This is a genomic window from Variovorax paradoxus, from assembly GCF_030815975.1.
Lineage (GTDB): Bacteria > Pseudomonadota > Gammaproteobacteria > Burkholderiales > Burkholderiaceae_C > Variovorax > Variovorax paradoxus_N.
The window spans coordinates 335139-359866 of the sequence record NZ_JAUSXL010000002.1 but is presented as its reverse complement, the minus strand read 5'-3'; the positions used below and the strand labels follow the sequence as shown (position 1 = coordinate 359866).

The following is a 24728-nucleotide window of genomic DNA, read 5'->3' as shown; positions in this document are numbered from 1 at the left end:
CCAAACAACCGCCGTACACTCCATGCTCGCCAAACATGGGGAGTTCAGGATGTGGTTCCTTGGCATGATCGCCGGCCTTTTCATCGGGGCCCTGGCCGAATCGGTTCCGGCCGCGCTGATCCTGGCGGTGGTCGGCGCGTTTGTGTTGCCGAAGATCATCGGCAAGAAAACCGCCGCCGAACCCGCGCGAAGCGAGGCTGAGCGCGCATCGCCTTCCAGCGGTGCGCCGGCGGCATCGGCGGGCGGCATGTCGACGCTGCAGCAGCGCGTGGCCGAACTCGAACAGCGTGTGAGCCTGCTCGAACAGCGGCTGGCGCAAGGTGCGGGAGGCGCAGTGGCTGTGCCGGCCGCCAATCCGGAGATCCCAGAGATCCGGGAGGTCGTGCCGCCCATGCCGGTTGCCGCGCGGCCTGCGGAAGCGGCCGATGCGAGGGGTCTTGCCGCAGCGCATGTCCCGGTGCCGGAGACCAGGCCTGCGGCGGTCTTGCCGGCTCCCCAGCCCGCAGCGCCGGCGGCTGCCAAGCCACCGGCGGCCATGCCGCCGTCGCCGCGGCGCCCACCTCCGCCTCCGCCGCCTCCACCGGTCCCATGGCGCGAGCGCCTGCCCGCACCCATCGCCAACCTGATCTTCGGCGGCAACATGCTGGTGAAGCTCGGCGTGCTGATCCTATTCCTGGGACTGGCCTTCCTGCTGCGCTATACGGCCGAGCGCGTCACGGTGCCGGTCGAGCTGCGCTATGCGGCCGTGGCGCTGGTGGGCGCGGGCCTGCTGGCGCTGGGCTGGCTGCTGCGCCGCAAGCGCACCGGCTACGCGCTGATCCTGCAGGGGGCTGGCATCGGCGTGTTCTATCTGACCACGCTCGCGGCGATGAAGGTGCACGAGCTGCTGCCATCCACCGTCGGCTTCGCCTTCCTGTTCGGCGTGGCGGCGCTGAGCGCGGTGCTGGCGGTGCTGCAGAACGCGCCGCTGCTGGCCATCGTCGCGGCGCTCGAAGGCTTTGCGGCGCCGGTGCTCGCGTCCACCGGGCAGAACCGGCCGGTAGGGCTCTTCACCTACCTGCTGGTGCTCGACGTGGGCATCGTGCTGATCGCCTGGTTCAAGGCCTGGCGGGTGCTGAACCTGATCGGCTTCGTCGGCACCTTCACGCTGGCCGCGGGCTGGGCGCACAAGTACTACACGCCCGACCAGTACGGCATCGTGCAGCCCTTCCTGCTGGTGTTCTTCCTGCTGTTCGTGGCCATCGGCCTGCTGTTCGCGCGCCGCACGCTGTTCGACGCACCGGTGCAGCCCGCGCAGCCGCTGGCCGCACGCGCGCTCGACACGCTGCGCCGCGCGGGGCGGGTCGACAGTTCGCTGGTGTTCGGCACGCCCATGGTCGCTTTCGGCATGCAGGTGCTGCTGATGCAGCCGTGGGAATACGGCGCCGCGTTCTCGGCCATGGCGCTCGCGGCCTTCTACCTGGTGCTGGGCCGCCTGGTGTTCGCCACGCAGCCCAAGGGCCTCGCGCTGCTGGCGGAGGCCTACGCCATCGTGGGCGTGATCTTCGGCACGCTCGCCATTCCGCTGGGGCTGGAGGGCCGGTGGACCGGCGCGGCCTGGGCCGTGGAAGCGGCCGGCATGTACTGGCTGGGGGCGCGGCAGCAGCGCGTGTACGCACGGGCCTTCTCGTTCGTGGTGTTTGCCGGCGCGGTGTGGAAGCTGCTGCAGGCCACGCAGCTCGACGGCGCGGCGGGCCATCCGCTGCTGCAGGGATCGGTGATCGGACCGGTGCTGGTGGCGGTGAGCGCATTTGCGATGTGGACCATTCATCGCCGCGGCAGGCTCGATGAAGGCAACGGCTGGGAGGCGCTGGTGGGCACCGCGCTGCCGTGGCTCGGCATGGGTGCGCTCACGCTGCTGCTGTGGCAGTGGTTCACGCCGCCCTGGGCGGCGGCGGCAACGGCCGTGCTGGCCTTAGGCACCTTTGCCGTGGCGGTGCGCTTCCAGCTGCGGCTGCTGGCTTTCGTGAGCTACGGCATGCAGGCGCTGGCGGTGGCCGGTTTCATCGCCACGCTGCACCAGGTCGCCGATGCGCATGGCGGCGACGAGGTGCTGGCGAGCGGCTGGCAGGGCGCGGTGGCTGCGAGCCTGATCGCACTGAGCCTGCTCGGCAGCGCCGCCTGGTCGATGCTGCAGGCGCACCGTGCCGCATTGGCGCGCGGCATCCGGCCGGTGTGGTCGCCGGGCAATGCCATCGCGGTGATTGCCGGCGTGAGCCTGCTGCATCTGGCGATGCTGTTCCAGGTGAGCCTCGCGCAGGCCGCGCTGCTGTGGCCGCTGACGGCCACGGTCGTGCTCTGGGTGGCGCTGCGCATCGCGCACGGGCCGCTCGCGGCGCTGGCGGGCGTGCTGCAGCTCGTCTCGGCCCTGCTCCATGTCTTTGGCCGGGTCTTCCACGCCGAAGCCGCGCCGCCGGCTTTCGCGCACCTGGGTTTCTGGACGCCGGTGGTGCTGGGGCTCGCGGCCCTGCTGGCCGGTGGCTGGATCAACGACGAGGCTTGGCGGCGCGCCACCGGCGGCGCCACGGCCGAGCCCAAGCCCAAGCGCTGGATCAACGACTGGTGCGCCCATTCGGCGGTGCTGTGGCTGCCGGTGGTCTGGGGGCTGGGCTGGTGGCTCTTCGGCTGGCTCGACGAAACCGGCGAGGTGCTGCGGCGCAACGGGCTGGCCGCGCACTTGGCCGCGGCCGCGATGGCGATCATGCTCGTGACCTCCGTTCTTTCGGCGCTCGTGGCGCATCGCCGCAACTGGCCGCAGTTGGGCCGGGCGACCCTGGCCACCTTGCCGGGCTTCGGCCTGGTCGCGGTCCATGCCGTTGCCATGGCAGCGCCGCTGGTCTACCTGCCGTCGAGCGCGCTGGGCTGGATCGCCTGGCCGCTGGCGCTGCTGTGGCACCTGCGGCTGCTGCATGCGCAGAAGCGCTGGCTGGCCTCGGCGGCACTGGTGCCTTTGCATGTGGCGGGCTTCTGGTTCTTTGTGCTGCTTGCGGCACGCGAATGCCAGTGGCAGCTCGGGCGCATCGGTGCGGAATGGTCGAGCTGGCAATTGCTGGGCTGGGCCGTGGTGCCCGTGGCTGCGCTCTGGATGCTGCGTTCGCGCGCACTGCTGCAGCGCTGGCCGGTGGCCGAGTACCGCGCCGCCTACCTCGAAATCGCGGCGATGCCGGTGGCGGCCTATCTGCTCGCATGGGCCTGGGTCACCAACGGCACGAGCCCGGGCGACGCGGCGCCGCTGCCCTATGTGCCGCTGCTGAATCCGCTCGAACTCGCGCAGTGGCTGGTGCTGTTCGCGCTGGTGCTCTGGTGGCGCGCCTTGCCGCAGGCGTCGTTCGCGCGCGTGCAGCCGATGGTGGCGAAGGGCGTGCTCGGCCTCACCGGCCTGGCGCTGCTGACGGGCATGGTGCTGCGCAGCTGCCATCACTACGCGGGCGTCGACTGGCGCTTCGACGCGCTCTACGCCTCGTGGCTCACGCAGGCGGCGCTCTCGATCACCTGGGCCATCTGCGGCGTGATCGCGATGGTGCTCGGCCATGCACGCGGGGTGCGCACCCTGTGGGTCGGCGGCGCCGCGCTGCTCGGCGTTGTGGTGCTGAAACTGTTCTTCGTCGAATTGGCGGACCGGGGCGGATTGTTCCGCATCGTGTCATTCATTGCGGTGGGTGCATTGCTCCTGCTGGTGGGCTATTTCGCGCCCGTGCCGCCAAAGAAGAGGGAAATGGAGAAAGATGTTGCATTGCCCGAAGGAGGTGCGGCATGAAGCAAAACACGAAGTCATCGCTTCTTCTGGCGGGTGTTCGCCTTGCCGTGGCCATGGCCGCGGCCTGGTACGGCGCGGCGGGGGCGCAGCCCGCCGCCGCCGCCGCGCCCATTGGCCTGCAAGGCAGCGGGCCGTACTACCGGCTCGCGCTGCCGCTCGGCATCTACGGCCTGGCCGCGCGCGGCGACCTGCGCGACCTTCGGGTGCGCAATGCCGCCGGCAATGCCGTGCCCTACGCATGGCTGCGCAACGAGGCCGCGGCCCCGCGCTTCAGCTCGAAGGAGGTGCCGATCTTCGCGCTGCCCGCGAGTGCCGCAGATGCATCGGATGACGCATCGCTGGACTTCAGGGTGCGGCCCGATGGATCGCTGGCGCTGGCTCGCAAGCCGGCGCGCAAGCCGGCCGAGGCGGCGCAGTGGCTGATCGATGCGAGCCAGCTCCAGGGCGGCCTGCTGCAGGCGCGCTTCGAGATGGCGACGGATGCCCGCGGCCTGTTCGCCTTCAGGCTGGAGGCCAGCGACGATCTGCGGCAGTGGCGGCCGGTGGGCGGCGAAGAACAGCTGGTGCGGCTCGCGCACGGCGGGCAGACCATCGAACGCCTTGCGGTCGACCTGGGCAGCGTGCATGCGCGCTTCCTGCGCCTGCGCTGGAGCGATCCGCAGAACGGTGCGCCGCTGACCGGTGTGGCGATCGACAGCGTGCAGGAGGTCGAGCCCGTGGCGCCGCTCCGATGGTCCGGCGCGCTCAAGCCGGAGCGCTGCGGCGCGGATCATTGCGACTACGCGCTGCCGCGCGGCCTCCCGGTCGAAAGCCTGCGCATCGACCTGGGCGACGTGAACACGCTGGCGCAGGTCGGCATCTCGGGCCTGCTCGCCGCCACGCCGACGGTCGCCGCCGATTCGGCGGCCGTGCCCCGCAATCCGCTGTATGCATTGCGGCACCGGCAGCGCCCACCGGCGGCGCCGTCCGGCAGCCCGGGCGAAGTGCCGCTGCTCGACACGGTGGTGTACCGCCTGGCGCAAGCGGGCGGTGAAGCGCGCTCGCCGGTGCTGGCGCTCGACGGCGCGAGCTACACGCACCTGCGGCTGCGCACCGCGGGTCCGCTGAGCCTGCTGGGCGCGGCGCCGCCGTCGATTGCGGTGGGCGCCACGCCGCGCACGCTGGTGTTCCTGGCGCAAGGCGCCGCGCCTTATTCGCTGGCCTGGAATGCGGTGCCGGAGAAGAACGCCGTGCAGGGCGGTCCGCCCGGAGCGGCGCTGCCGCTGGCCACGCTGATGCCGGGCCATGGTGCGAACAAGCCTGTGGCGGCGGACCAGGCCTCCGTCACGCTGCCGCAGCCGCCGGTTGCAGCCGTCGATGCGGCGGTTGCCGCGGCGGCACAACTGCCGGTACCCACGCAGCCGGACCCGTCGCGCAAGTGGTGGCTCTGGGGAGCGCTGGGCCTCGGCCTGCTGCTGCTGGCCGGGATGGCCTGGTCGCTGTTCGCGAGCCTGCGAAAGGACCGGGCCGCAGCGGATTGAGGAGCGCAGCCCCGGGCCTGGAGGCGCGCCGGGCGTTCAGCTCGGATCGAAGCTGTCGCGGAAGGTGAACCAGGTGGAACTCAGCGACATGGCCGCGAGCACCAGCGCCGATCCCACGATCAGCACGTTGCCGATGAGGGCCGCGCCACCGGCCGCCGCGCCCACGCCGATCAGCACGGTGGCGATGAGCCCCATTCCGATGCCCGCGAGCAGGAACACGCCGAACCACGCCAGCACGAAGAGCGCGTAGGCGCCGAAGTTGCGGAACAGCGCCACCACGCTGAAGAAGATGCTCTTCACCGGCTCCACGCCGTGCCAGTGCACGAGCGCGGGGGCGTGCCACATCGCCAGCGAGAGCGGCAGGTTCAGGCACATCAGGAACATGCGCGCCACCTGGAAGTCGCTGCTCGCGATGGTCTCGGCCGTGGGCATGTCGTCGAGCAGGTAGGCGCGCGCCAGCTGCCCGCCGTCGATGACGCTCGTGAGCAGCACGGCCACCACGAAATACGCCGCCGAGATCACCCCGAGCTTGACCAGCGAGCGCCACTCGGTGCGCATGGCGGCCGCTACGGCCACGAACATGGCGGAGCCGGTGGGCCGCTGCGCGTGGCCGGCAATGCCGGCGCCCTCTGCGTTGTCGGTGTAGGCCACCGAGGTGGCCACCATCAGGCCCAGCGTCATGAAGGGCAGCAGGATCGGCGCCAGCACGCTGCCCACGAGCGGCAGCAGCGACACCGTCGAGATCAGCGCCATCAGCAAAAAGAACAGCGAGATGAAGGCGAGCGGTTGCCGCCAGAAGGTCTTGAGCCCGAGGCGGACCCATTCGGCGCCGGTTCGCGCCGGCACGATGTGGAGTTTCATTTTTCGAGGATCAGGCGGGCAGCGGCTCGAGCGACTGCGCCATGGCATGCGGATGGGTGGCGCGCTCGCGCAGCACGCGTTCGAAGTGCGCCGGATCGTGCGCCTTCAGCATGCTGGCTTCGCGCGGCAGGTGAAAGTCCCACAGCCGCGAAATCCAGAAGCGCAGCGCCGCGGCGCGCAGCATGGCGGGCAGCAGGGCGCGCTCGGCCGCATTCAGCGGGCGCACGGTTTCGTAGGCTGCGAGCAGCGTGTCGGCGCGTTCGGCAATGTGTTCGCCGGTCGAGAGATCGATGGCCCAGTCGTTCAGGCACACGGCCAGGTCGAACAGCCAGGCGTCGGTGCCCGCGAAATAGAAGTCGAACACGCCGGTGAGCCGCGGCGCCGCGCCGGCGGGCTCGCCGGTGGCGAACATCACGTTGTCGCGGAACATGTCGGCATGCACGGGGCCGCGCGGCAGCGCCGCGTAGGCCGACGATTCGGCAATGTGGTTCTGATACGCGAGCTCGGCGCGCAGCAGTGCTGCCTGCGATTCGCCGACGTAGGGCAGCACCACCGGCACGGTGTCGTTCCACCACGCGAGGCCGCGCAGATTCGGCTGGATGCGCGGAAAGTCGCGCGCGGCCAAGTGCATGCGCGCCAGCATGGCACCCAGCTCGGCGCAATGGGCGGTGCCCGGCGCCAGTTCGCTGCGGCCCGAGAGCCGCTGCACCAGCGCGGCCGGCTTGCCCGCCACCTTGAGCAGCAGCTCGCACGGGGCATTCGCGGGAATCGTCAGCGCATGGCCCGAGGGCGGCTGCACGGCCGGGTCGGCCACGGGCTCCGGCACCGGCAGGCCGCGGCCCGCCAGGTGCTTCATGAGACAAAGGTAGTAGGGAAGCTGCTCGGCATGGAGGCGCTCGAACAGCGTCAGCACGAACTCGCCGCTCTCGGCGGTCGCAAAGTAGTTGGTGTTCTCGATGCCGCCCTCGATGCCGCGCAGCTCGCGCAGGGGGCCCAGGCCCAGGCGCTGCACGAGCGCGTCTGCCTCGCCGAATTCGACTTCGGTAAAAACTGCCATGGCGGTGCTCAGCGTCTTGCTGCAGATGGAAGGCGCGGCACGGTCAGAACTTCATCACGTTCCAGACCCGGGCGCCGTTGCCGTTCGAGTTGGCATCGCCCGAACCCGTGCGGGCACCTGGATCGTTGGGCCGCACTTCGTAGCCCGGCACGTTGGCCTTGGGCTTCACGGCGATGCTCTGCGTGCGGCCGCCGTAGCGCACCTCGTCGACCGAGGCGCCGCTGTCTTCCGTGTGGATGTGCTCGACCTTCTGGTTGCGGCGGCCGTCGGCCTGCTCCTGATTTTGTAGCGGCTCGCCCGGCGCAGGCGTTGCGGCGGGCGCGGGCTGCGCCTGGACGGCGGCAACGGGAACAGCAAAGGCCAGCGCCAGCAGGATGCGGCGGGCGACCAGGAGTGTGGGGCTAGGCATGCAGGGATTGTAGGCGCGGGCCCGCTTTGCGGTGTCGGCGGGCGGCGCTTGCCGGCGTGGTTCGGAATGCCGGTCCGGGCACGGCAAAATGGCCCGATGACCGACAAGAAAACGCTGCTGCTCGTCGATGGCTCGAGCTATCTTTACCGCGCCTTCCATGCCATGCCCGACCTGCGGGCCGTGCCCGGCGACCCGAAGAGCCCCGCGACCGGCGCCATCCGCGGAATGATCAACATGATGACGGCGCTGCGCCGCGAGGTGCGCGCCGACTACGCGGCCTGCATCTTCGATGCGCCCGGCAAGACCTTCCGCGACGACCTGTACCCCGAATACAAGGCCAACCGCTCCCCCATGCCCGACGATCTGCGCAGCCAGATCGACCCCATCCACGAGGTGGTCAAGCTGATGGGCTGGCCGGTGCTCTGCGTGCCCGACATCGAGGCCGACGACGTGATCGGCACGCTGGCCAAGACCGCGGCGCAGCAGGGCATCGAGGTGATCGTCTCGAGTGGCGACAAGGACCTGAGCCAGCTGGTGGACGAGCACATCACCATCATCGACACGATGAACGGCAAGAGGCGCGACGTGGCAGGGGTCACGACGGAATTCGGCGTGCCTCCCAACCTGATGATCGACTACCAGACGCTGGTGGGCGATGCGGTCGACAACGTGCCCGGCGTCGAGAAGGTAGGCCCGAAGACGGCTGCCAAATGGCTGCTCGAATACGGTTCGCTCGACGCGCTGATCGAACGCGCCGCCGAGGTGAAGGGCCAGGCCGGCGAGAACCTGCGCAAGGCCCTTGACAAGCTGCCTTTGAGCAAGCGCCTCGTCACGATCCGCACCGATTGCGACCTGGCTGCGCATGTCGCCGGCCTGCCCTCGCTCGAAGGCCTGCCGGTGGGTGCGCCGCAGACCGCCGAGCTCAAGCCCTTCTACGAGAAGTTCGGCTTCAAGAGCCTGGTCAAGTCGATCGAGGCGCTGGAAGTGCCGCCCGAGCTGATCGAGGAAGACATCAAGAAGCAACTGGCCCGCGGGGCCGCGGCAAGCAGCGACCAGGGCGGGCTGTTCGATGAATCGACCAACCTCGGCGCGATGGAGGCCGCGTCGCCCGCGAGCAACCTCCAGTACGAGACCATCACCACCTGGGAGCAGCTCGACGCCTGGCTTGCAAAGCTCGAGGCCGCCGAGCTGGCCGCCATCGACACCGAGACCACCTCGCTCGACGAGATGGTCGCGCGCATCGTCGGCCTGAGCTTCAGCGTCGAGCCCGGCGCGGCGGCCTATGTTCCGCTCGCGCACAACTACCCCGATGCGCCCGCCCAATTGCCCATCGACGAAGTGCTCGCCAGGCTCAAGCCCTGGCTCGAAAACCCTGCGAAGAAAAAGCTCGGCCAGCACATCAAGTACGACCGCCATGTGCTCGCCAACCACGGCATCGAGGTGCAAGGCTATGCGCACGACACCATGCTGCAGAGCTATGTGCTCGAGGCGCACCGGCCGCACGGCCTTGCGAGCCTGGCCGAACGCCACCTGGGGCGCAGCGGCATCTCGTACGAGGACCTGTGCGGCAAGGGCGCGCACCAGATCCCGTTCAGCCAGGTCGACATCGCCAAGGCCGCCGAATATTCGTGCGAGGACAGCGACCAGACGCTCGACGTGCACCTGACGCTGTGGCCCCAGATCGAGCGCGACGAGAAGCTGCGCTTCATCTACCAGCTCGAGATGGATTCGAGCGAGGCGCTCTACCGCGTCGAACGCAACGGCGTGCTGATCGATGCGCCCACGCTCGCGGCGCAAAGCCATGAACTCGGCACGCGCATCATGGCGCTGGAGCAGGAGGCCTACGAGATCGCGGGCCAGCCCTTCAATCTCGGTTCACCCAAGCAGATCGGCGAGATCTTCTTCACCAAGCTGGGCCTGCCCGTGGTCAAGAAAACGCCGAGCGGCGCGCCGAGCACGGACGAAGAAGTGCTCGAGAAACTGGCCGAGGACTATCCGCTGCCGGCCAAGATCCTCGAGCACCGCGGGCTGTCCAAGCTCAAGGGCACCTACACCGACAAGCTCGGCCAGCTTGCCAACCCGCGCACCGGCCGCGTCCACACGCACTATGCGCAGGCGGTGGCGGTGACCGGGCGCCTGTCGAGCAACGATCCCAACCTGCAGAACATTCCGATCCGCACGCCCGAAGGCCGCCGCGTGCGCGAAGCCTTCATCGCGCCCGGCCGGCAGCGTGATCGCGAGCGCCGACTACTCGCAGATCGAGCTGCGCATCATGGCCCACATCAGCGGCGACGAATCGCTGCTGCGCGCCTTCAGGGAAGGCATCGACGTGCACCGCGCCACCGCGGCGGAGGTGTTCGGCTCCACGCCCGATCAGGTGTCGAGCGAGCAGCGCCGCTATGCCAAGGTGATCAACTTCGGGCTCATCTACGGCATGAGCAGCTTCGGCCTGGCGCGCAACCTGGGCATCGAGACCAAGGCCGCGGCTTCCTACATCGAACGCTACTTCGCGCGCTATCCGGGGGTGAAGGCGTACATGGACGAGACCAAGGCGCTGGCCAAGGAGAAGGGCTACGTCGAGACCGTGTTCGGCCGGCGCCTCTACCTGCCCGAGATCAATTCGCCCAACGGCCCGCGCCGCGGCGGCGCCGAGCGCGCGGCCATCAACGCGCCGATGCAGGGCACGGCCGCCGACCTGATCAAGCTCAGCATGATCAAGGTACAGAACGTGCTTGACGAAGAAAAGCGCGCCACCCGCATGATCATGCAGGTGCACGACGAACTGGTGTTCGAGGTGCCCGAGGCCGAGGTCGAATGGGTGCGCACCGAGATCCCGCGCCTGATGGCCGGCGTGGCCGAGCTCAAGGTGCCGCTCTTGGCCGAGATCGGCATCGGTCCCAACTGGGACAAGGCGCACTAGACGCGACGGCCCCCGAAGCGTCCGCGGCGCGCGGACTTTCAATCGGCGCAGGCTTGCGGCAGGGCCGCGGCCGATGCGGGCGCGCGGCGGCTGCGGCGGAAGAAGGCGTGGCTCGCGAGCGCCAGCAGGCCGACGCCGATGCCGGCATAGAGCATCACGTCGCCGAAGCCCTGGCGCAGGGCCGTCTGCGCGAGCGCGGAGGCGGCCGTGGCCGGCAGGATATCGAGCTTGCCCGCCGCCACGTCCTGCGCGAGTTGCAGCCGTTCTGCAGGCCCGGCGCGCAGGCCCGCTTCGCCCAGGTGGCGCGCGATGCCGCTCACGAGCACGAAGCCCATCAGCGCGATGTTGACCGCCAGCGTGATGAGCCGCGCACTGAAGTCGATGCCCGAGGCCATGCCGGCGCGCGCGGCGGCCACCGAGCCGGTACTGGTGTTGGTGACGGGCGAGTTCGTGAGGCCGAGGCCAATGCCGGCCGCGAGGCAGGCGGCGATCACCGCCGCGTCGCTGCCGCGCGCATTGCCCGCGGCCATGAGCAGGAAGGCGGCGGCCATCAGGCCGAGGCCGACAGGAATGACGCGCTCGGCCCCGTGGCGCAGCGCGAGACGCTCGGCCGCAGGCGGCACCAGCAGCGTGGGCAGCGTGTAGGCCAGGAGGGCCCACCCAGCGCGCATCACGTCGTAGCCGAGCGCGGCTTGGAAGTAGATCGGCAGGTAGATCATGAAGGGCCAGAAGCTGAAGTTCATGCTTATGGAACCCATCATCGCGCCGTTGAAGCGGTGGATGCGGAAGACCGAGAAGTCGAACATGGGATGCGCGCTGCGCCGCTCGGCGGCGACGAAGAGCGCGAGGCCCAGCACCGCCGCGGCGAGCAGCACCATCCCGAGCGGGTTGGCGAAGCCCCGTGCCGTGCCCAGCGTGACGAAGTAGACCAGCGCGAACACCGCGAACGTCAGCGTGAGCATGCCGGCCAGGTCGAGCCGGTGCGCGTCGGGATCGCGCGATTCCCGCACGCTGGCACGCACCAGGCCCAGCGTGAGCAGCGCCAGCGGCGCGTGCACCAGGAAGACCCATCGCCAGTCGGCCAGCGCCACGATCGCGGCGCCCGCGAGCGGCCCGAAGCCGAGCCCGATGCCCGCGACCACGCCCCAGACCGCGAAGGCGCGCGAGCGCGCCGCCGGCTCGCGGAACTGCTGCGAGAGGATCGCGAACTGGCAGATCATCATGGCGCCGGCGCCCACGCCTTGCGCAAAGCGCGCGGCAATCAGCAGCGGCGCGCTCGGCGCCCAGCCGCAGGCCAGCGAGGCCAGGCCGAACAGCCACAGGCTCGCCACCAGTACGCGGCGCCGGCCGTAGCGGTCGGCCAGCGTGCCGGCGGCCATCAGCACCGAGGTGCAGGCCAGGGTGTAGGCGTTCATGATCCATTGCGCGTCCTGGAAGTCGGCATGCAGCACCTGCTCGAGGGCCGGCAGGATCACGGGCACGCTGGAGATCTCGAGCCCGAACATCAGGGCAACGAGGCAGACGGCGGCGAGCGCCGCGGCATCCCGGGACGGGGAGCGGAGGAGGGTGGTCGGTGTCATGCGGCCCATCTTGATGGGAAACGTCTTCCGCATTGGCGACATCGGTTCGGTGGATTCGGGAATCTGCGGGCACAATTCCGGACCATGACCGACCGTTTCGATGGCATCCAGACCTTCCTCGAGGTGGTGGAAAGCGGCAGCCTCACGCTCGCGGGCGAGCGGCTGAACCTCACGCGTTCGGCCGTGGGCAAGGCGCTGGCGCGGCTGGAGGCGCGGCTCGGCGTGCGGCTGCTCCAGCGCACCACCCGCAGCCAGAGCCTGACCGAGGAGGGGCAGGCCTACTACGAGCACTGCCTGCGCGCGCAGGCCGAACTCGAGGCCGCAGAGTCAGGCCTCGAAAGCGGCCGGCACGAGCCACGCGGCCGATTGCGCGCCAGCGTGCCGCTGGCCTTCGGCCACCACTACGCGGCGCCGGCACTGCTGGGCCTGATCGACCACCACCCGCAGCTGCAGGTGGACGTCTCCATCAGCGACCGCGCGGTGGACTTGCTGCAGGAAGGCTACGACCTCGCCGTTCGCATCGGCGAACTGCCCGACAGCGACCGGCTGGTGGCCCGCCGCCTCGGCGAGCAGACCATCGTGCTGGCCGCCGCGCCGGCCTACCTGGCGCGTTTCGGCCGGCCCGCCGGCGTCGCCGCGCTCGCGCATCACCGGGGCATCGACTATTGCGGCCCCGGCCGCTCGCAGGTCTGGGCGCTGCGCGATCCGCAGGGGCACCTGCAGACCGTGCAACTGCCGTGGCGTGCAAGGCTGGACGACCTGCAAGCCGTGGCCGACGCGGCCATCGCCGGCGCGGGCGTGGCCTGGCTGCCGAACTGGCTGCTGGCACGCTATGTGCAATCCGGTCAGCTGGAGCGCGTGCTGGCCGACCACCATGCAGCGCCCATGCCCATCCATGTGCTATGGCCCCGGTCGCACCACATGCCTGCGAAGACGCGCTGCGCGGTGGATGCGCTGATCGCTGTCATGCCGGCATGCATGGAAGAATGCCGGGACCGCCCGGTACCCGCCGCGCGGCATAGAAAAACACAAGGAAGCCACCCATGAATCCGTTTCCCGTCCGATCCTGGCGCCGCCTGGGCTGCGCCTGCCTGATCGCCGCGGCGTGCCAGGCCGCGTTGGCCGCGCCCGATACCCGCATCGCCTCGCTGGCCGCCAAGGAAAAGCCCGCTCTGCTCGAGACGCTCAAGGAGCTGGTCTCGATCGAATCGGGCAGCCGCGACCTCGAGGGCCTCGAGAAGATCTCCGACCTCATCGCCGCGAAATTCAAAGCCATGGGCGGCGAGGTCGAGCTGATCGACCCGAGCGCCGAGGCCTACCGCATGGAAGACACGCCCGAGAAGATCGGCAGGGCCGTGCGCGCCACCTTCAAGGGCACGGGCAAGAAGAAAATCATGCTCATCGCGCACATGGACACGGTCTACACCGTGGGCATGCTCAACAAGCAGCCGTTCCGCGTCGAAGGCGACAAGGCCTATGGCCTGGGCATTGCCGACGACAAGCAGGGCGTGGCGGTCATCACGCACACGGTCGCGATGCTGCAGGCGCTGAAGTTCAAGGACTACGGCACGCTCACCGTGCTGATCAACGGCGACGAGGAAATCAGTTCGCCGGGTTCGCGCGCGCTCATCACGCGGCTGGGCGGCGAGCACGACGCGGTGCTGTCGTTCGAAGGCGCATCGGTCAAGGAAGACAAGCTCTCGCTCGCCACTGCGGGCATTGCCTCGGTTTCGCTGAACGTCACGGGCAAGGCATCGCATGCGGGCTCGGCGCCGGAGCTGGGCGTGAACGCGCTCTACGAGCTGTCGCACCAGATCCTGCAGATGCGCGACCTGTCGGACCCCGCCACGGGCCTCAAGATGAACTGGACCATCTCGCGCTCGGGCAGCAACCGCAACGTGATTCCGGCCAGCGCCACCGCGGGCGCCGACGTGCGCGTGCTCAAAGTGAGCGACTACGACCGCATCGAACAGCAGGTGCAGGAGCGCGTGAAGAAGCAGCTGATTCCCGAAGCCAAGGTCGAGATGAAGTTCGAGCGCCGCCGTCCGCCGCTCGAGGCCACCGATGCCTCGCTCGCGCTCGCGAAGCATGCGCAGCAGATATACAAGGACGAGCTCGGCCGGCCGCTGGGCGCCGACGACAAGGTGGCCGGCGGCGGCACCGATGCCGCCTTTGCCGCGCTCAAGACCAAGGCGCCAGTGGTCGAGCGCTTCGGCTTGCAGGGCTTCGGCGCGCATTCGGCCGATGCCGAATACGTGCTGGTCGATTCCATCGAGCCGAGGCTCTATCTTGCAACGCGCATGGTGATGGATCTTTCGCACAGCAAGGTCGCAGGCAACTGAGCCGGCCATGCGCCTGCGCCACATCGAGGTCTTCAACGCGATCATGCTCACGGGCAGCGTGAGCGCGGCGGCGCGGCTCATCAACATCACGCAGCCGGCGGTGAGCCGCACCTTGCAGCATGCCGAGCTGCAGCTGGGTTTTCCGCTGTTCCAGCGCGCCAAGGGCCGGCTCACGGCCACCACCGAGGCGCTCACGCTGTATCCGCACATCGAGCGGCTGTTTGCGCAGCTCGACGAGGTGCAGCGCCTCGCGGCCAACCTGCGCGCGGGCAGCGACACCGGCGAGCTGCGCATCCTGAGCGTGCTGGCGCTGAGCTACGAGGTGCTGCCGCGCGCGCTCAAGGCCTTTCGCGAGAAGCATCCGGGCTATGCGATCACCGTCGAGTCGCTGCACTCGCCGCAGATCATGTCGGCGCTGTTGTTGCAGGAGGCCGACGTGGGTTTTGTCTTCAGCCCCGCGGTGCATCCCTCGCTCACGCAGGAGACGCTGGCCGACACGCGCATGGTGTGCATCGCGCCCAAGGGCATGCTTGCGCGCGCGCTGGTGCGCAACGGTTCGGTGGCGCTGCACGACCTGGTCGACCGGCCGGTGATCGGCCTGGACAGCCGCGACCCGGTGGGCACCAGCCTGAGCCAGGCCTGCCGCCAGGCGGGCGTCGGCTTCCAGCAGGCGGTGGTCACGGTGCAGACCTACCACGCGGCGCTGGCCATGGCCCACCACGGGCTCGGCGTCGCATTGGTCGATGGCTGCACGGCACGCTCGGCCGACCGTGCCAAGGTCGACGTGCTGGCGTTGGAGCCGCACATCCCCGTGCCGGTTCGCGCATTGCGCTTCGCGGGCCGGCCCGACTCGGTCGCGGTGCGCGGCATCACGCGCTGCATGCAGCAGGCGATCCAGGAAGCAATGTAGCCCCCGGGGCAGGCTCAGGCGGGCAGCGCCCCGGCGATCTTCAGCGCCGAGCCGAAAGCCAGCGTGAAGCCCAGCGCGCCGTGGCCCGTGTTGAACAGCATGTTCGCCGGCGCGCTCGGCAGCCGCCCGATGATCGGCAGCCCCTTGGGCGTGGCCGGCCGCATGCCGGTCCAGGGATGCAGTTCTTCCAGCCGGCTTGCATGCGGGAACAGCGCGCGCGTGGCGGCGGCCAGCGTCTCGATGCGGGTGGCCGGAATGCTCGCGTCGTGCCCCACCAGTTCGGCCATGCCCGCCACGCGCAGCCGCGAGCCGATGCGCGCGAACACCACCTTGCGCGCGCTGTCGGTCACGTTCACGCGCGGCGCGGCACCTGGCGAGGGGTCGACCTCCACCGTGATGCTGTAGCCCTTGAGCGGATACACCGGCAGATAGGCGCCCAGTGCGCGCCCGAGCCTGTGCGAGGCCGAGCCCAGCGCCATCACGAAGGCATCGGCCTCGATGTCGCCTGCGCTGGTGTTCACCGCAGCCAGCCGGCCTTCGCTGTGCGCAAAGCCGTGCACGTCGGTGCCGAGCAGAAAGCGCACGCCGCGCGCGCCGAGCACCCGCTGCAGTTCGGCGCAGACCTTGAGGCAGTCGGCCGCGCATTCGCTGGGCGTGTAGACCGCGCCCGCCATCTGGCCGCGGTAGTCCGCGAGCGCGGGCTCGATGGCAACGCATTCGTCGGGCGAGACGATGCGCTGCTCGCTGCCCATGGCGCGCTGCAGTTCGAGCTGCGCGCCTGCGCCGTCGAGCGAGGCCGCGCTGGCGTACAGCACCAGCTTGCCGGTGGCGGAAAAGTCGCAGTCGGGCGCCACGTCGGCCTGCATCGCCTCGAAGCCGGCGCGGCTCAGCGCGGCCAGCGCGAGCAGCTGGGCGGTGGTGCTGCGCGAGGTCTGCGCATTGCAGGCCGCCAGGAAGGCTAGGCCCCAGCGCCACTGGAGCGGGTCGAGCTGGGGCCGCAGCTTGAGCGGCGACGAGGGCGAGAGCAGCAGCTTGGGCAGCTGCTTCCAGATCGATGGATCTGCCAGCGGCTGCACGTACGAGTAGCTCAGCTGTGCGCCGTTTCCGCCGCTGGCGCCCGCGCCGGGGACAGCGCGGTCGATCACCGTGACTTGGTGGCCCCGGCGTTCGAGCTGCCAGGCGGTGGCCAGGCCCACGATGCCGGCGCCGAGCACACACACATGCATGGAGGCAACTTTCCGGGAGAGGGTGAAGAGGGGACAGCATCGACTGTAGGTGGGCGCCGCGCCGGCCGGAAATGCCAAAAGCGCGGTGGGCCATAGCCAAAGCGCATGCCTTGCCGCCTGCGTTTTCCTAACCCATAACCTTTGGGTATGGCCTAGGGTTCAATTGGAATTGTCGCGGTGTGTCACTCCTTCTTACACTGGCCGCTCCGTTCAACCAATCTGAAGAAGGCTCGCATGAAACTCTCCGCATTGATGGCCGCCGCTGCCGTGGTGTTGCTTTCCGCCACCGGCGTCCAGGCCGCCGATACGCTGGCCAAGATCGCCGAGTCCGGCAAGATCACGCTCGCCTACCGCGAGTCGTCGGTGCCCTTCAGCTACCTGGACGGCCCCAACAAGCCGATCGGTTTCTCGGTCGAACTCTCCAACGCCGTGGTCGAGGCGGTGAAGAAGAAGCTCAGCAAGCCCGGCCTGCAGGTGCAGCTGATGCCTGTGACCTCGCAGAACCGCATTCCGCTGATCACCAACGGCACCGTCGACCTGGAGTGCGGCTCCACCACCAACAACAGCGCGCGCGGCAAGGACGTGGCCTTTGCCGTCAACCATTTCTACACAGGCACGCGGCTGCTGGTGAAGAAGTCCTCGAAGATCAAGGACTACGCCGACCTGGCCAAGAAGACGGTGGCCAGCACCACCGGCACCACCAACGCGCTGGTCATGCGCAAGTACAACACCGAGAAGAATCTCGACATGGACATCGTGCTCGGCAAGGACCACGCCGACGCCTTCCTGCTCGTGGAGAGCGACCGCGCCGTGGCCTTTGCCATGGACGACATCCTGCTGTTCGGCCTGATCGCCAATGCCAAGAACCCGGCCGACTACGAGGTGGTGGGCGAGGCGCTGCAGGTCGAGCCCTATGCCTGCATGCTGCCCAAGGACGATCCGGCCTTCAAGAAGCTGGTGGACGACACCTTCATCGGCATGATGAAGAGCGGCGAGTTCGAGAAGCTCTACACCAAGTGGTTCATGTCGCCGATCCCGCCGAAGAACGTGCCGCTGAACCTGCCGATGAGCCAGCAGCTCAAGGACAACATCAAGGCGCCCTCCGATAAGCCGGCGACCTGACCCGCGGACGGACGCAATCAATGGCTTCGACGAACGTAGTTGGCATCCTGGGCGGCATGGGCCCCGCGGCGGGGGCCGACTTCGTCCGGCTGTTCGTGCAGGCCTGCGCGCAGCAAATGCGCGCGCGCGGGGAGCCGGTGCGGGACCAGTCCTTTCCGGAGCACTGGCTCGCGCAGGTGCCGGTGCCCGACCGCACCGATGCGCTGGGCTCGGCCGAGAGCGGCGCGCACCAACCGCTCGAGCCGATGCTGCAGGCGCTCGGGCGCCTTGCGGCGCTGGGCAGCCAGGCGGTGGCCATTGCCTGCAACACCGCGCATGCGTGGCATGCCCGGCTGCAGGAGCGCTTTCCGCAGGTCGAGCTGCTGCACATGGCGCGCGAGGTGGCGCAGCATCTGGCGGCACAGGATGCGGGCAACGTGGCGCTGATGGCCACCGAAGGCACCTACCGCGTGCGGCTCTACGAACAGGCACTGGCCGAAGCGGGGCTCGACTGCCATGTGCCGCTGGCCGAAGAGCGCCGCATCATCACGCGCGGCATCTTCGAGGGCGTCAAGGCGGGCAACATGCAGCTCGCCGAAGCGTGCTTTTCGCAGGTGGCGCTGCAGCTCGCGCAACGCCACGGGCCGGTCACCATCATCATGGGCTGCACCGAGGTGCCGCTCGGGCTGCAGGGTTCGGCCGCCGTGGCCGGGCTGAGGCTGGTGGATCCGGCGCAGGTATTGGCCGCTGCGTTGGCCCGTCGCGCCTATCGCGCCTGAGCGGGGCATCAACCCTGCCGGCAGCCGGGCCGCGCTGATTTCGCCTACATTGCGGCGTGCGTTTTCACGCATGCCCCTTTGTCCGACGATTCAACTGGAGCCGTACCCATGTCCCTTCGCGACGACAGCCGTTCCGATTTCGATTCGCTTCGCCCCGGCCAGAGCACAGAGCAGGGCGCCACGCGGCGCACCGCGCTCAAGGCCGCCATCGGCGTGGGCTACGCCGCCGCGGTCATGCCCGTCGTGGCGCAGACCGCCATTCGCACCTCGGCCGAGGGCCTGAAAGCCGGGCCGGTCAAGTACACCGTCAATGGCTTCGAGGTGCCCGCCTATGCGGCCGCGCCGGCCGGGGAGACCGGCCTGCCCGTGATCCTGGTGATCCAGGAAATCTTCGGCGTGCACGAATACATCGCCGACACCTGCCGCCGCTTCGCCCAGCTCGGCTACCTGGCCATTGCGCCCGAACTCTATGCGCGCCAGGGCGATCCGCGTGGCTACACCGACATTCCCAAGCTGCAGGCCGACATCGTGAGCAAGGTGTCCGATGCGCAGGTGCTGGCTGACCTCGATGGCGCACTTTCGTATGCATCGGCCAACGGCGGCAACACAGCCAAGGCCGGCATCACCGGCTTCTGCTGGGGCGGGCGCTTCGTGTGGCTTTATGCAGCCACCGGCAAGGTCAAGGCCGGCGTGGCCTGGTACGGGCGGCTGGTCGGCCAGCCGAGCGAACTCACGCCCAGGCACCCGATCGATGTCGCGGCCAGCCTGCAGGCGCCCGTGCTCGGCCTCTACGGCGGCAAGGACCAGGGCATCCCCCTTGACACGGTTGATAAGATGAAAGCGGCCCTGGCCACCGGAACCCCGGCGGCCAAGGCTTCGAGCTTCGTCGTGTATTCCGAAGCAGGCCATGCGTTCCATGCCGACTATCGTCCGAGCTACGTGAAGAACGCGGCCGAAGACGGATGGCAGCGCGCCACGGCCTGGTTCAAAGCCAATGGCGTCATCTGACGACAACTGGCAGCCACTCACCGCCGAAGGCCGTCCCCGTGACGGCCTTTCTCTTTTTATGAACGGTATCGGGCATCGATTGCCCATCGACATTGCGCAAGCAGCTATGAATTTGATAGTGATCATCGCGGCGACCCTGGTTGCCGGCATCGGGAGCGTGTGGCTGGCCGCGTTGCTCCTGCGCGTGGGCGTGCGCAACGGGTCGGGCGGCGTCAATTCGCAGCACCTGCTGAGCCTGGCCGCGGGTGCGCTGCTGGCCACCGCGTTCATGCACCTGCTGCCCGAAGCCTTCGAAAGCCGCATCGAGCCCGCGCTGCTGTTCGGCGTGCTGCTGTTCGGCCTGGTGTTCTTCTTCCTGCTCGACAAGGCCGAGCTCTGGCACCACGGGCATGAGCACCACCACGGCGACGCGATGCCCGGACCGGTCGGGCACGCGGCAGGCGGCCATGATCACGGCGATCACGGCCATGCCCACGCCCATGGCCATGCGCACAGCCATGCGCCCCGCACGGGCGGCGGCTGGGCCGTGCTCACCGGCGACAGCGTGCACTGCTTCGGCGATGGCATCCTGATCGCGTCGGCCTTCATCGCGGACCTCCGCCTCGGCCTGGTGGCGGCCGTTGCCGTGCTGGCGCACGAGGTTCCGCACCACATCGGCGACCTGGTCGTGCTGCGCCAGAGCTCGGCCAACCAGCGCGCGGCGCTGGTCAAGGTGTCGCTCGCCGGCACCATGACCATGCTCGGCGGCATCGTGGGATGGTGGCTGGTCGATCAGCTGCACGGCTGGCTGCCGTACTTCCTGGTGCTGGCCAGCAGCAGCTTCGTCTATGTGGCCCTGGCCGACCTGATTCCCCAGCTGCAGAAGCGGCTGCCTGCGCGGCAGACCGCGGCGCAGATCGTGTGGCTGGTGGTGGGCATTGCGCTGGTTTCGCTGGTGAGCCGGCTGGCGCACGGCGAGCACGGGCATGGCGACCATGGCCACGACGAAGGCCACGGGGAACACGGCCACGTCCACAAGGATTGAGAGCGGGGACCGGCAAGGCCCGGCGGCGCAGGACGGGAAACTTTCCGACACCGACGCCGCGCTTCAGGTGAACCGGGATGGCCGAAACAGGCGCACTATAGGGGTTCGTCCAGTATTCAGCCTGAGGAGCCGATCATGATCAACGTCGACGCCACCGCGCGTTCCGCCTCGTCGTCCGACGAAGACGACGACAACACGCCAGCCGACGATTTCGAGGAAACCGACAGCGAAATCTCCGATGACCTGTCGGAGGAAACGGGCATCGATCTCACCGATGCGAGCGAGCTCGACGCCGACAACGTCCCGGCCGACGAAGAGTTCGACCGCGTGGTGAACGCCCCCGATTGATCCTCGTCAGGCCGCTTCTTCGCGCCTCGTGATCACCTGTCCGTTGCGCGCGCCGCTGTGCGCGCCGTGCTGCCAGGTGATGGCGCCGTTCACGATCACCGCATCGATGCCTTCGGCCGCCCGTGTCGGCGTCTCGTAGTTCGCAGTGTCGCGCACCGTGGCCGCATTGAAGATCACCACGTCGGCGTGGTGGCCCGGCTTCAAGGTGCCGCGCTCGTGCAGCCCGAAGTTGCGCGCCGTGAGCCCCGTCATCTTCCACACCGCCGTCTCCAGCGGAAACAGGCCGACGTCGCGGCTGTAGTGGCCGAGCACGCGCGGAAAGGTGCCCCACAGCCGGGGATGCGGCTTCTCGCCGAGCGGAATGCCGTCGGAGCCGATCATGGTGTCTTCGAAGGCGAGGATGCGCTGCACGTCGTCCTCGTCCATCATGAAATAGATCGCGCTGCCGGGCGAAAGCCGCTTCGCCGCCTCTTCGCCCGATACCCCCCATTCGGCCGCGATGTCCTTCAGGTCGCGGCCCGCGCACTCGGGGTGCGGCACGCTCGACGCGATGAGCACCCGGCCGTCCATCATGCCGCGGTCGGTGCGGATCATGGTGGAACCCGCCGTGTACGGGTAGCAGTCGAGCCCGATGCACTGGTGCTGCATGGCTTCCTTGATGAAGGGCAGCGTGACCTTGCTCTTGCCGAAGTTCTGCACGTTCTGCACCTTGTGGTGCGACACCACCACCGGAATGCCGAGGGCGCGGCCGATGTGGAAGGTTTCCTCCAGCGACTCCATCACGTGGTCCGCCTCGTCGCGCATGTGCGTCACGTAGAGCGCCTTGCGCGAGGTGAGCGGGCGGCTGACCTCGATGATCTCCTCGGTCGTCGCCTTCACCGCGGGCGGATAGAAGGTGCCGGTCGAAAGGCCGATCGCGCCCGCCTGCATCGCCTCTTCGACCAGCGCCTGCATCGCGGCAATCTCGGTGTCGTCCGCAGGGCGGTCGAGGTCGGACATGACCACGGCGCGCAAGGTCGAGTGGCCGACCATCGCGGCCACATTCACTGACGAAGGCGTGGCGCGCAGTGCATCGAGGTACGCCGCGAAGGTGGTGAAGCGGCCGGCGGCCGGCGAGTCGAGCAGGCTCAGCGGCATCGGCAGTTCCATGTCTTCGCGTAGCGGCGCGGCGCTGATGCCGCAGTTGCCCGCGATCACCGTGGTCACGCCCTGCGAAACCTTGAACGGCATCTGCGCCTGCGACAGGACGGCCTGGTCGTCATGCGTGTGCGAGTCGATGAAGCCCGGCGCGACGATGCGGCCGGTGGCGTCGAGCGTCCGGTCGGCCGTGTGGCCTGAGAGATTGCCGATGGCAGCAATGCGGCCGCGCGCAATGCCCACGTCGGCATCGAAGCGCGGCGCCTTGGTGCCGTCGATCACGGTGCCGCCGCGGATCAGCAGGTCGTAGTGGGGGAGGGGTTCGCTCATGTGTCGATCCTTTCAGGTGTTGTTTCTTCTGTGCTCTTGTTCGGGGCGCTGTTGTTTTTGTTCGGGGTGCGTGCACAGGACACCGGGTACTCCCCTCCGCGAATGTCCCCCGGCCTGCGGCCTCCTCCTTGATTTCGCTGCGGGGAGCACCCGATGCCCTGTGCACAGGGCACGCTCGTGGTGTACCGCTGATCAACCGCCGCTCTTTGCAACGCACCCGCCGATGGGGTGCCTTGCGCAGCGAAATCAAGGGGGAGGCCGCAGGCCGGAGGACATTCGCGGAGCAAGGTGCCCCATCGGCGGGAGCGATGCCCTGAACAAGCGGCGTCCAAGTTTTCACCTCAGCGAAAGTGGCAAGCCACCCAATGCCCGCCGTTGGAAGACGAGGGCCGCTCGGTCAGTTCGGGCACCTGTTCCTTGCACACCGCCTGCGCCATCGGGCAGCGCGTATGGAAGCGGCAGCCCGAAGGCGGATTCGCGGGGCTCGGCGGATCGCCCTGCAGCAGCATGCGGCGCGCCGGCGTGCGCGGGTTGGGCACGGGCACGGCCGAGAGAAGGATCTCCGTGTACGGATGGCGCGGCGCGGAGAACAGCGTGTTGCGGTCCGCGATCTCGACGATGTGGCCGAGGTACATCACCGCCACCCGGTGGCTGATGTGGCGCACGACGGCAAGATCGTGCGCGACGAACAGGTAGGCAATGCCGAACTCGGCCTGCAGGTCCATCAGCAGGTTCACCACCTGCGCCTGCACCGACACGTCGAGCGCCGACACCGGCTCGTCGCAGACGATCAGCTTGGGGTTGAGCGCCAGTGCGCGCGCAATGCCCAGCCGCTGCCGCTGCCCGCCCGAGAACTCGTGCGGATACTTCTTCGCTGCCTCGGGCCGCAGGCCGACGCGCGAGAACAGCCACTGCACGCGCTCGCGCCGCTCGGCGGCCGTGCCCGTGCCGAAGTTGCTGAAGTTGCGCATGGGCTCGGCCACGATGTCGCCGGCCGTGAGGCGCGGGTTGAGCGAGGCATACGGGTCCTGGAAGATGATCTGCAGCTGGCGCCGGCGCAGCCGCATCTCGTTGGAAGAAAGCGTCAACAGCTCTTCGCCTTCGAGCTGCACCGAACCCGAAGTCGGCTCGACCAGCCGCATCACCGACTTGGCGGTGGTCGTCTTGCCGCAACCCGATTCGCCGACCAGCGACAGCGTTTCGCCGCGCGCCACCGAGAACGAGACGCCGTCGACCGCCTGGATCGCGGGCCTTGCCGGCCGCAGCCACCGCTTGGGCGAGATGTAATGCTTGCGCAGGTTGCGCACCTGGAGCAGCGGGGCTGCGGTTGTCGTGGTCATGCCATCACCTCGCCGGCCGCCTGGCCGATGGGAGCCCATTGTTCTTCGACGGCGAAGCAGGCCACCACGTGGTCGCCACCCTGCAGCGTGAGCTGCGGTGTCTCGGCGCGGCAGCGTTCGCGCGCATGGCTGCAGCGCGCCGCAAAGGCGCAGCCGCGGCCCAGCTCGTGCGCGGCCGGCACCAGCCCCGGGATCTCGGCCAGCCGGGTGCTCGCTGTGTTCATCGACGGCATCGAGGCCATCAGCGCGCGTGTGTAGGGATGCAGCGGCCGGTCGAACAGGTCGACCACGTCGGCTTCTTCCACCTTCTTGCCGGCATACATCACGACCACGCGGTCGCAGCTCTCGGCCACCACGCCGAGGTCGTGCGTGATCATCACCACGCCCATGCCCAGATCCTTCTGCAGCCGCTTGATGAGGTCGAGGATCTGCGCCTGGATCGTCACGTCGAGCGCGGTGGTGGGCTCGTCGGCGATCAGCACCTCGGGGTTGCAGGCCAGGGCCAGCGCGATCATCACGCGCTGGCGCATGCCGCCCGAGAGCTGGTGCGGGTACTCGTTCACGCGCCGCTCGGGCTCGGGAATCTGCACCACGCGCAGCATTTCCACCGCGCGCTGCAGCGCTTCGGCACGGCTGGCCTTCTGGTGCAGCTGCACCGTCTCGGCGATCTGCCGGCCCACGGTGAGCACCGGGTTCAGCGAGGTCATCGGCTCCTGGAAGATCATCGAGATGCGGTTGCCGCGGATCTGCCGCATCTCGCGCTCGCTGAGCTGCATCAGGTCGGTGCCGCGCAGGCGCACCGCGCCCATGTGGCGGCCCGGCGGCGTGGGCACCAGCCGCAGGATCGAGAGCGCGGTCACGCTCTTGCCGCAGCCCGATTCGCCGACCACGCCGAGCGTGCGCCCGGCGCGCACGGTGTAGGAAACGCCATCGACCGAACGCACCACGCCAGCCAGCGTGTGGAAATACGTGCGCAGGTTGTCGACTTCGAGCAGGGGCTCGCCGGGCGCGAGCGCGAGGTGGGACATGGGTGCCATGGA

The 24728-nt window shown here is 69.0% G+C and carries 18 protein-coding genes and 1 pseudogene; 11 read left to right on the top strand and 8 right to left on the bottom strand.

Translation table 11 applies throughout. The annotated features are described in order from the left end of the window. Positions 1–22 precede the first annotated feature (22 nt). Together QFZ47_RS05440 and QFZ47_RS05435 are read left to right on the top strand one after the other, a co-directional pair. Positions 23–3796: a DUF2339 domain-containing protein gene (locus tag QFZ47_RS05440; RefSeq protein WP_307654677.1), complete on the top strand. Its 3774-nt coding sequence runs from the start codon at positions 23–25 to the stop codon at positions 3794–3796. Then, positions 3793–5316 carry a DUF3999 domain-containing protein gene (locus QFZ47_RS05435; protein ID WP_307654676.1) on the top strand — a complete coding sequence of 508 codons (1524 nt, stop codon included), beginning with the start codon at positions 3793–3795 and terminating at the stop codon, positions 5314–5316. Before QFZ47_RS05440 ends, QFZ47_RS05435 begins: the two co-directional genes overlap by 4 nt. Positions 5317–5352: 36 nt before the next feature. Here QFZ47_RS05435 and QFZ47_RS05430 read toward each other — a convergent pair whose 3' ends face one another. From QFZ47_RS05430 to QFZ47_RS05420, 3 genes are read right to left on the bottom strand one after another with little or no spacing between them, the layout of a single operon-like run. After that, positions 5353–6177, bottom strand: a complete 825-nt coding sequence (locus QFZ47_RS05430; RefSeq protein WP_307654675.1) for a BPSS1780 family membrane protein — start codon at positions 6175–6177, stop codon at positions 5353–5355. Between the two features lie 10 nt (positions 6178–6187). Then, positions 6188–7234 (bottom strand): homoserine kinase, encoded by a 1047-nt coding sequence (locus tag QFZ47_RS05425; protein ID WP_307654674.1) that lies wholly within the window; start codon positions 7232–7234, stop codon positions 6188–6190. Between the two features lie 43 nt (positions 7235–7277). After that, a complete protein-coding gene (locus QFZ47_RS05420) occupies positions 7278–7643 on the bottom strand; it encodes a hypothetical protein (protein ID WP_307654673.1) in 366 nt (121 codons plus the stop codon). A 96-nt stretch (positions 7644–7739) separates the two neighbouring features. On the opposite strand from QFZ47_RS05420, the pseudogene polA reads away from it, so the two are divergent. Continuing rightward, positions 7740–10563, top strand: a pseudogene (gene polA, locus QFZ47_RS05415) (DNA polymerase I). A gap of 38 nt (positions 10564–10601) precedes the next feature. On the opposite strand, the gene QFZ47_RS05405 reads toward polA, so the two are convergent. Next, positions 10602–12143, bottom strand: coding sequence for an MFS transporter (locus tag QFZ47_RS05405; RefSeq protein ID WP_307654672.1), 1542 nt, complete (start codon positions 12141–12143; stop codon positions 10602–10604). A gap of 84 nt (positions 12144–12227) precedes the next feature. Here QFZ47_RS05405 and QFZ47_RS05400 point away from each other — a divergent pair, with 84 nt between their 5' ends. From QFZ47_RS05400 to QFZ47_RS05390, 3 genes are read left to right on the top strand one after another with little or no spacing between them, the layout of a single operon-like run. After that, positions 12228–13190, top strand: coding sequence for a LysR family transcriptional regulator (locus QFZ47_RS05400; protein WP_307654671.1), 963 nt, complete (start codon positions 12228–12230; stop codon positions 13188–13190). Further along, positions 13187–14485, top strand: a complete 1299-nt coding sequence (locus QFZ47_RS05395; protein ID WP_307654670.1) for a M20/M25/M40 family metallo-hydrolase — start codon at positions 13187–13189, stop codon at positions 14483–14485. Before QFZ47_RS05400 ends, QFZ47_RS05395 begins: the two co-directional genes overlap by 4 nt. A 7-nt stretch (positions 14486–14492) precedes the next feature. Continuing rightward, positions 14493–15395, top strand: a complete 903-nt coding sequence (locus tag QFZ47_RS05390) for a LysR family transcriptional regulator (protein WP_307654669.1) — start codon at positions 14493–14495, stop codon at positions 15393–15395. Positions 15396–15409: 14 nt separating this feature from the next. Here QFZ47_RS05390 and QFZ47_RS05385 read toward each other — a convergent pair whose 3' ends face one another. After that, a complete protein-coding gene (locus tag QFZ47_RS05385) occupies positions 15410–16621 on the bottom strand; it encodes a D-amino acid dehydrogenase (RefSeq protein ID WP_307654668.1) in 1212 nt (403 codons plus the stop codon). A gap of 234 nt (positions 16622–16855) precedes the next feature. Here QFZ47_RS05385 and QFZ47_RS05380 point away from each other — a divergent pair, with 234 nt between their 5' ends. From QFZ47_RS05380 to QFZ47_RS05360, 5 genes are all read left to right on the top strand, one after another. Then, entirely contained in the window at positions 16856–17743 is an 888-nt protein-coding gene (locus QFZ47_RS05380) for a transporter substrate-binding domain-containing protein (RefSeq protein WP_307654667.1), read from the top strand. A 20-nt stretch (positions 17744–17763) separates the two neighbouring features. After that, positions 17764–18501 carry an aspartate/glutamate racemase family protein gene (locus QFZ47_RS05375; RefSeq protein WP_307654666.1) on the top strand — a complete coding sequence of 246 codons (738 nt, stop codon included), beginning with the start codon at positions 17764–17766 and terminating at the stop codon, positions 18499–18501. 108 nt (positions 18502–18609) lie between these two features. After that, the gene (locus QFZ47_RS05370; protein ID WP_307654665.1) at positions 18610–19509 is read left to right on the top strand and encodes a dienelactone hydrolase family protein; all 900 of its coding nucleotides are present in this window, start codon (positions 18610–18612) and stop codon (positions 19507–19509) included. A 106-nt stretch (positions 19510–19615) separates the two neighbouring features. Beyond that, positions 19616–20533, top strand: a complete 918-nt coding sequence (locus tag QFZ47_RS05365) for a ZIP family metal transporter (protein WP_307654664.1) — start codon at positions 19616–19618, stop codon at positions 20531–20533. A 135-nt stretch (positions 20534–20668) separates the two neighbouring features. Then, a complete protein-coding gene (locus tag QFZ47_RS05360; RefSeq protein ID WP_307654663.1) occupies positions 20669–20881 on the top strand; it encodes a hypothetical protein in 213 nt (70 codons plus the stop codon). A gap of 6 nt (positions 20882–20887) precedes the next feature. On the opposite strand, the gene QFZ47_RS05355 is transcribed toward QFZ47_RS05360, so the two are convergent. From QFZ47_RS05355 to QFZ47_RS05345, 3 genes are all read right to left on the bottom strand, one after another. Beyond that, the gene (locus tag QFZ47_RS05355; protein ID WP_307654662.1) at positions 20888–22348 is read right to left on the bottom strand and encodes an N-acyl-D-amino-acid deacylase family protein; all 1461 of its coding nucleotides are present in this window, start codon (positions 22346–22348) and stop codon (positions 20888–20890) included. A 341-nt stretch (positions 22349–22689) separates the two neighbouring features. After that, positions 22690–23688: an ABC transporter ATP-binding protein gene (locus QFZ47_RS05350; protein ID WP_307654661.1), complete on the bottom strand. Its 999-nt coding sequence runs from the start codon at positions 23686–23688 to the stop codon at positions 22690–22692. Further along, entirely contained in the window at positions 23685–24725 is a 1041-nt protein-coding gene (locus QFZ47_RS05345) for an ABC transporter ATP-binding protein (RefSeq protein WP_307654660.1), read from the bottom strand. Before QFZ47_RS05345 ends, QFZ47_RS05350 begins: the two co-directional genes overlap by 4 nt. Positions 24726–24728 lie beyond the last annotated feature (3 nt).

Bases quoted from the DNA above. Each gene is read 5' to 3' on its own strand.
- QFZ47_RS05440 (WP_307654677.1), top strand. From the start codon at position 23: ATGCTCGCCAAACATGGGGAGTTCAGGATGTGGTTCCTTGGCATGATC.
- QFZ47_RS05435 (WP_307654676.1), top strand. From the start codon at position 3,793: ATGAAGCAAAACACGAAGTCATCGCTTCTTCTGGCGGGTGTTCGCCTT.
- QFZ47_RS05430 (WP_307654675.1), bottom strand. From the start codon at position 6,177: ATGAAACTCCACATCGTGCCGGCGCGAACCGGCGCCGAATGGGTCCGC.
- QFZ47_RS05425 (WP_307654674.1), bottom strand. From the start codon at position 7,234: ATGGCAGTTTTTACCGAAGTCGAATTCGGCGAGGCAGACGCGCTCGTG.
- QFZ47_RS05420 (WP_307654673.1), bottom strand. From the start codon at position 7,643: ATGCCTAGCCCCACACTCCTGGTCGCCCGCCGCATCCTGCTGGCGCTG.
- QFZ47_RS05405 (WP_307654672.1), bottom strand. From the start codon at position 12,143: ATGACACCGACCACCCTCCTCCGCTCCCCGTCCCGGGATGCCGCGGCG.
- QFZ47_RS05400 (WP_307654671.1), top strand. From the start codon at position 12,228: ATGACCGACCGTTTCGATGGCATCCAGACCTTCCTCGAGGTGGTGGAA.
- QFZ47_RS05395 (WP_307654670.1), top strand. From the start codon at position 13,187: ATGAATCCGTTTCCCGTCCGATCCTGGCGCCGCCTGGGCTGCGCCTGC.
- QFZ47_RS05390 (WP_307654669.1), top strand. From the start codon at position 14,493: ATGCGCCTGCGCCACATCGAGGTCTTCAACGCGATCATGCTCACGGGC.
- QFZ47_RS05385 (WP_307654668.1), bottom strand. From the start codon at position 16,621: ATGCATGTGTGTGTGCTCGGCGCCGGCATCGTGGGCCTGGCCACCGCC.
- QFZ47_RS05380 (WP_307654667.1), top strand. From the start codon at position 16,856: ATGAAACTCTCCGCATTGATGGCCGCCGCTGCCGTGGTGTTGCTTTCC.
- QFZ47_RS05375 (WP_307654666.1), top strand. From the start codon at position 17,764: ATGGCTTCGACGAACGTAGTTGGCATCCTGGGCGGCATGGGCCCCGCG.
- QFZ47_RS05370 (WP_307654665.1), top strand. From the start codon at position 18,610: ATGTCCCTTCGCGACGACAGCCGTTCCGATTTCGATTCGCTTCGCCCC.
- QFZ47_RS05365 (WP_307654664.1), top strand. From the start codon at position 19,616: ATGAATTTGATAGTGATCATCGCGGCGACCCTGGTTGCCGGCATCGGG.
- QFZ47_RS05360 (WP_307654663.1), top strand. From the start codon at position 20,669: ATGATCAACGTCGACGCCACCGCGCGTTCCGCCTCGTCGTCCGACGAA.
- QFZ47_RS05355 (WP_307654662.1), bottom strand. From the start codon at position 22,348: ATGAGCGAACCCCTCCCCCACTACGACCTGCTGATCCGCGGCGGCACC.
- QFZ47_RS05350 (WP_307654661.1), bottom strand. From the start codon at position 23,688: ATGACCACGACAACCGCAGCCCCGCTGCTCCAGGTGCGCAACCTGCGC.
- QFZ47_RS05345 (WP_307654660.1), bottom strand. From the start codon at position 24,725: ATGGCACCCATGTCCCACCTCGCGCTCGCGCCCGGCGAGCCCCTGCTC.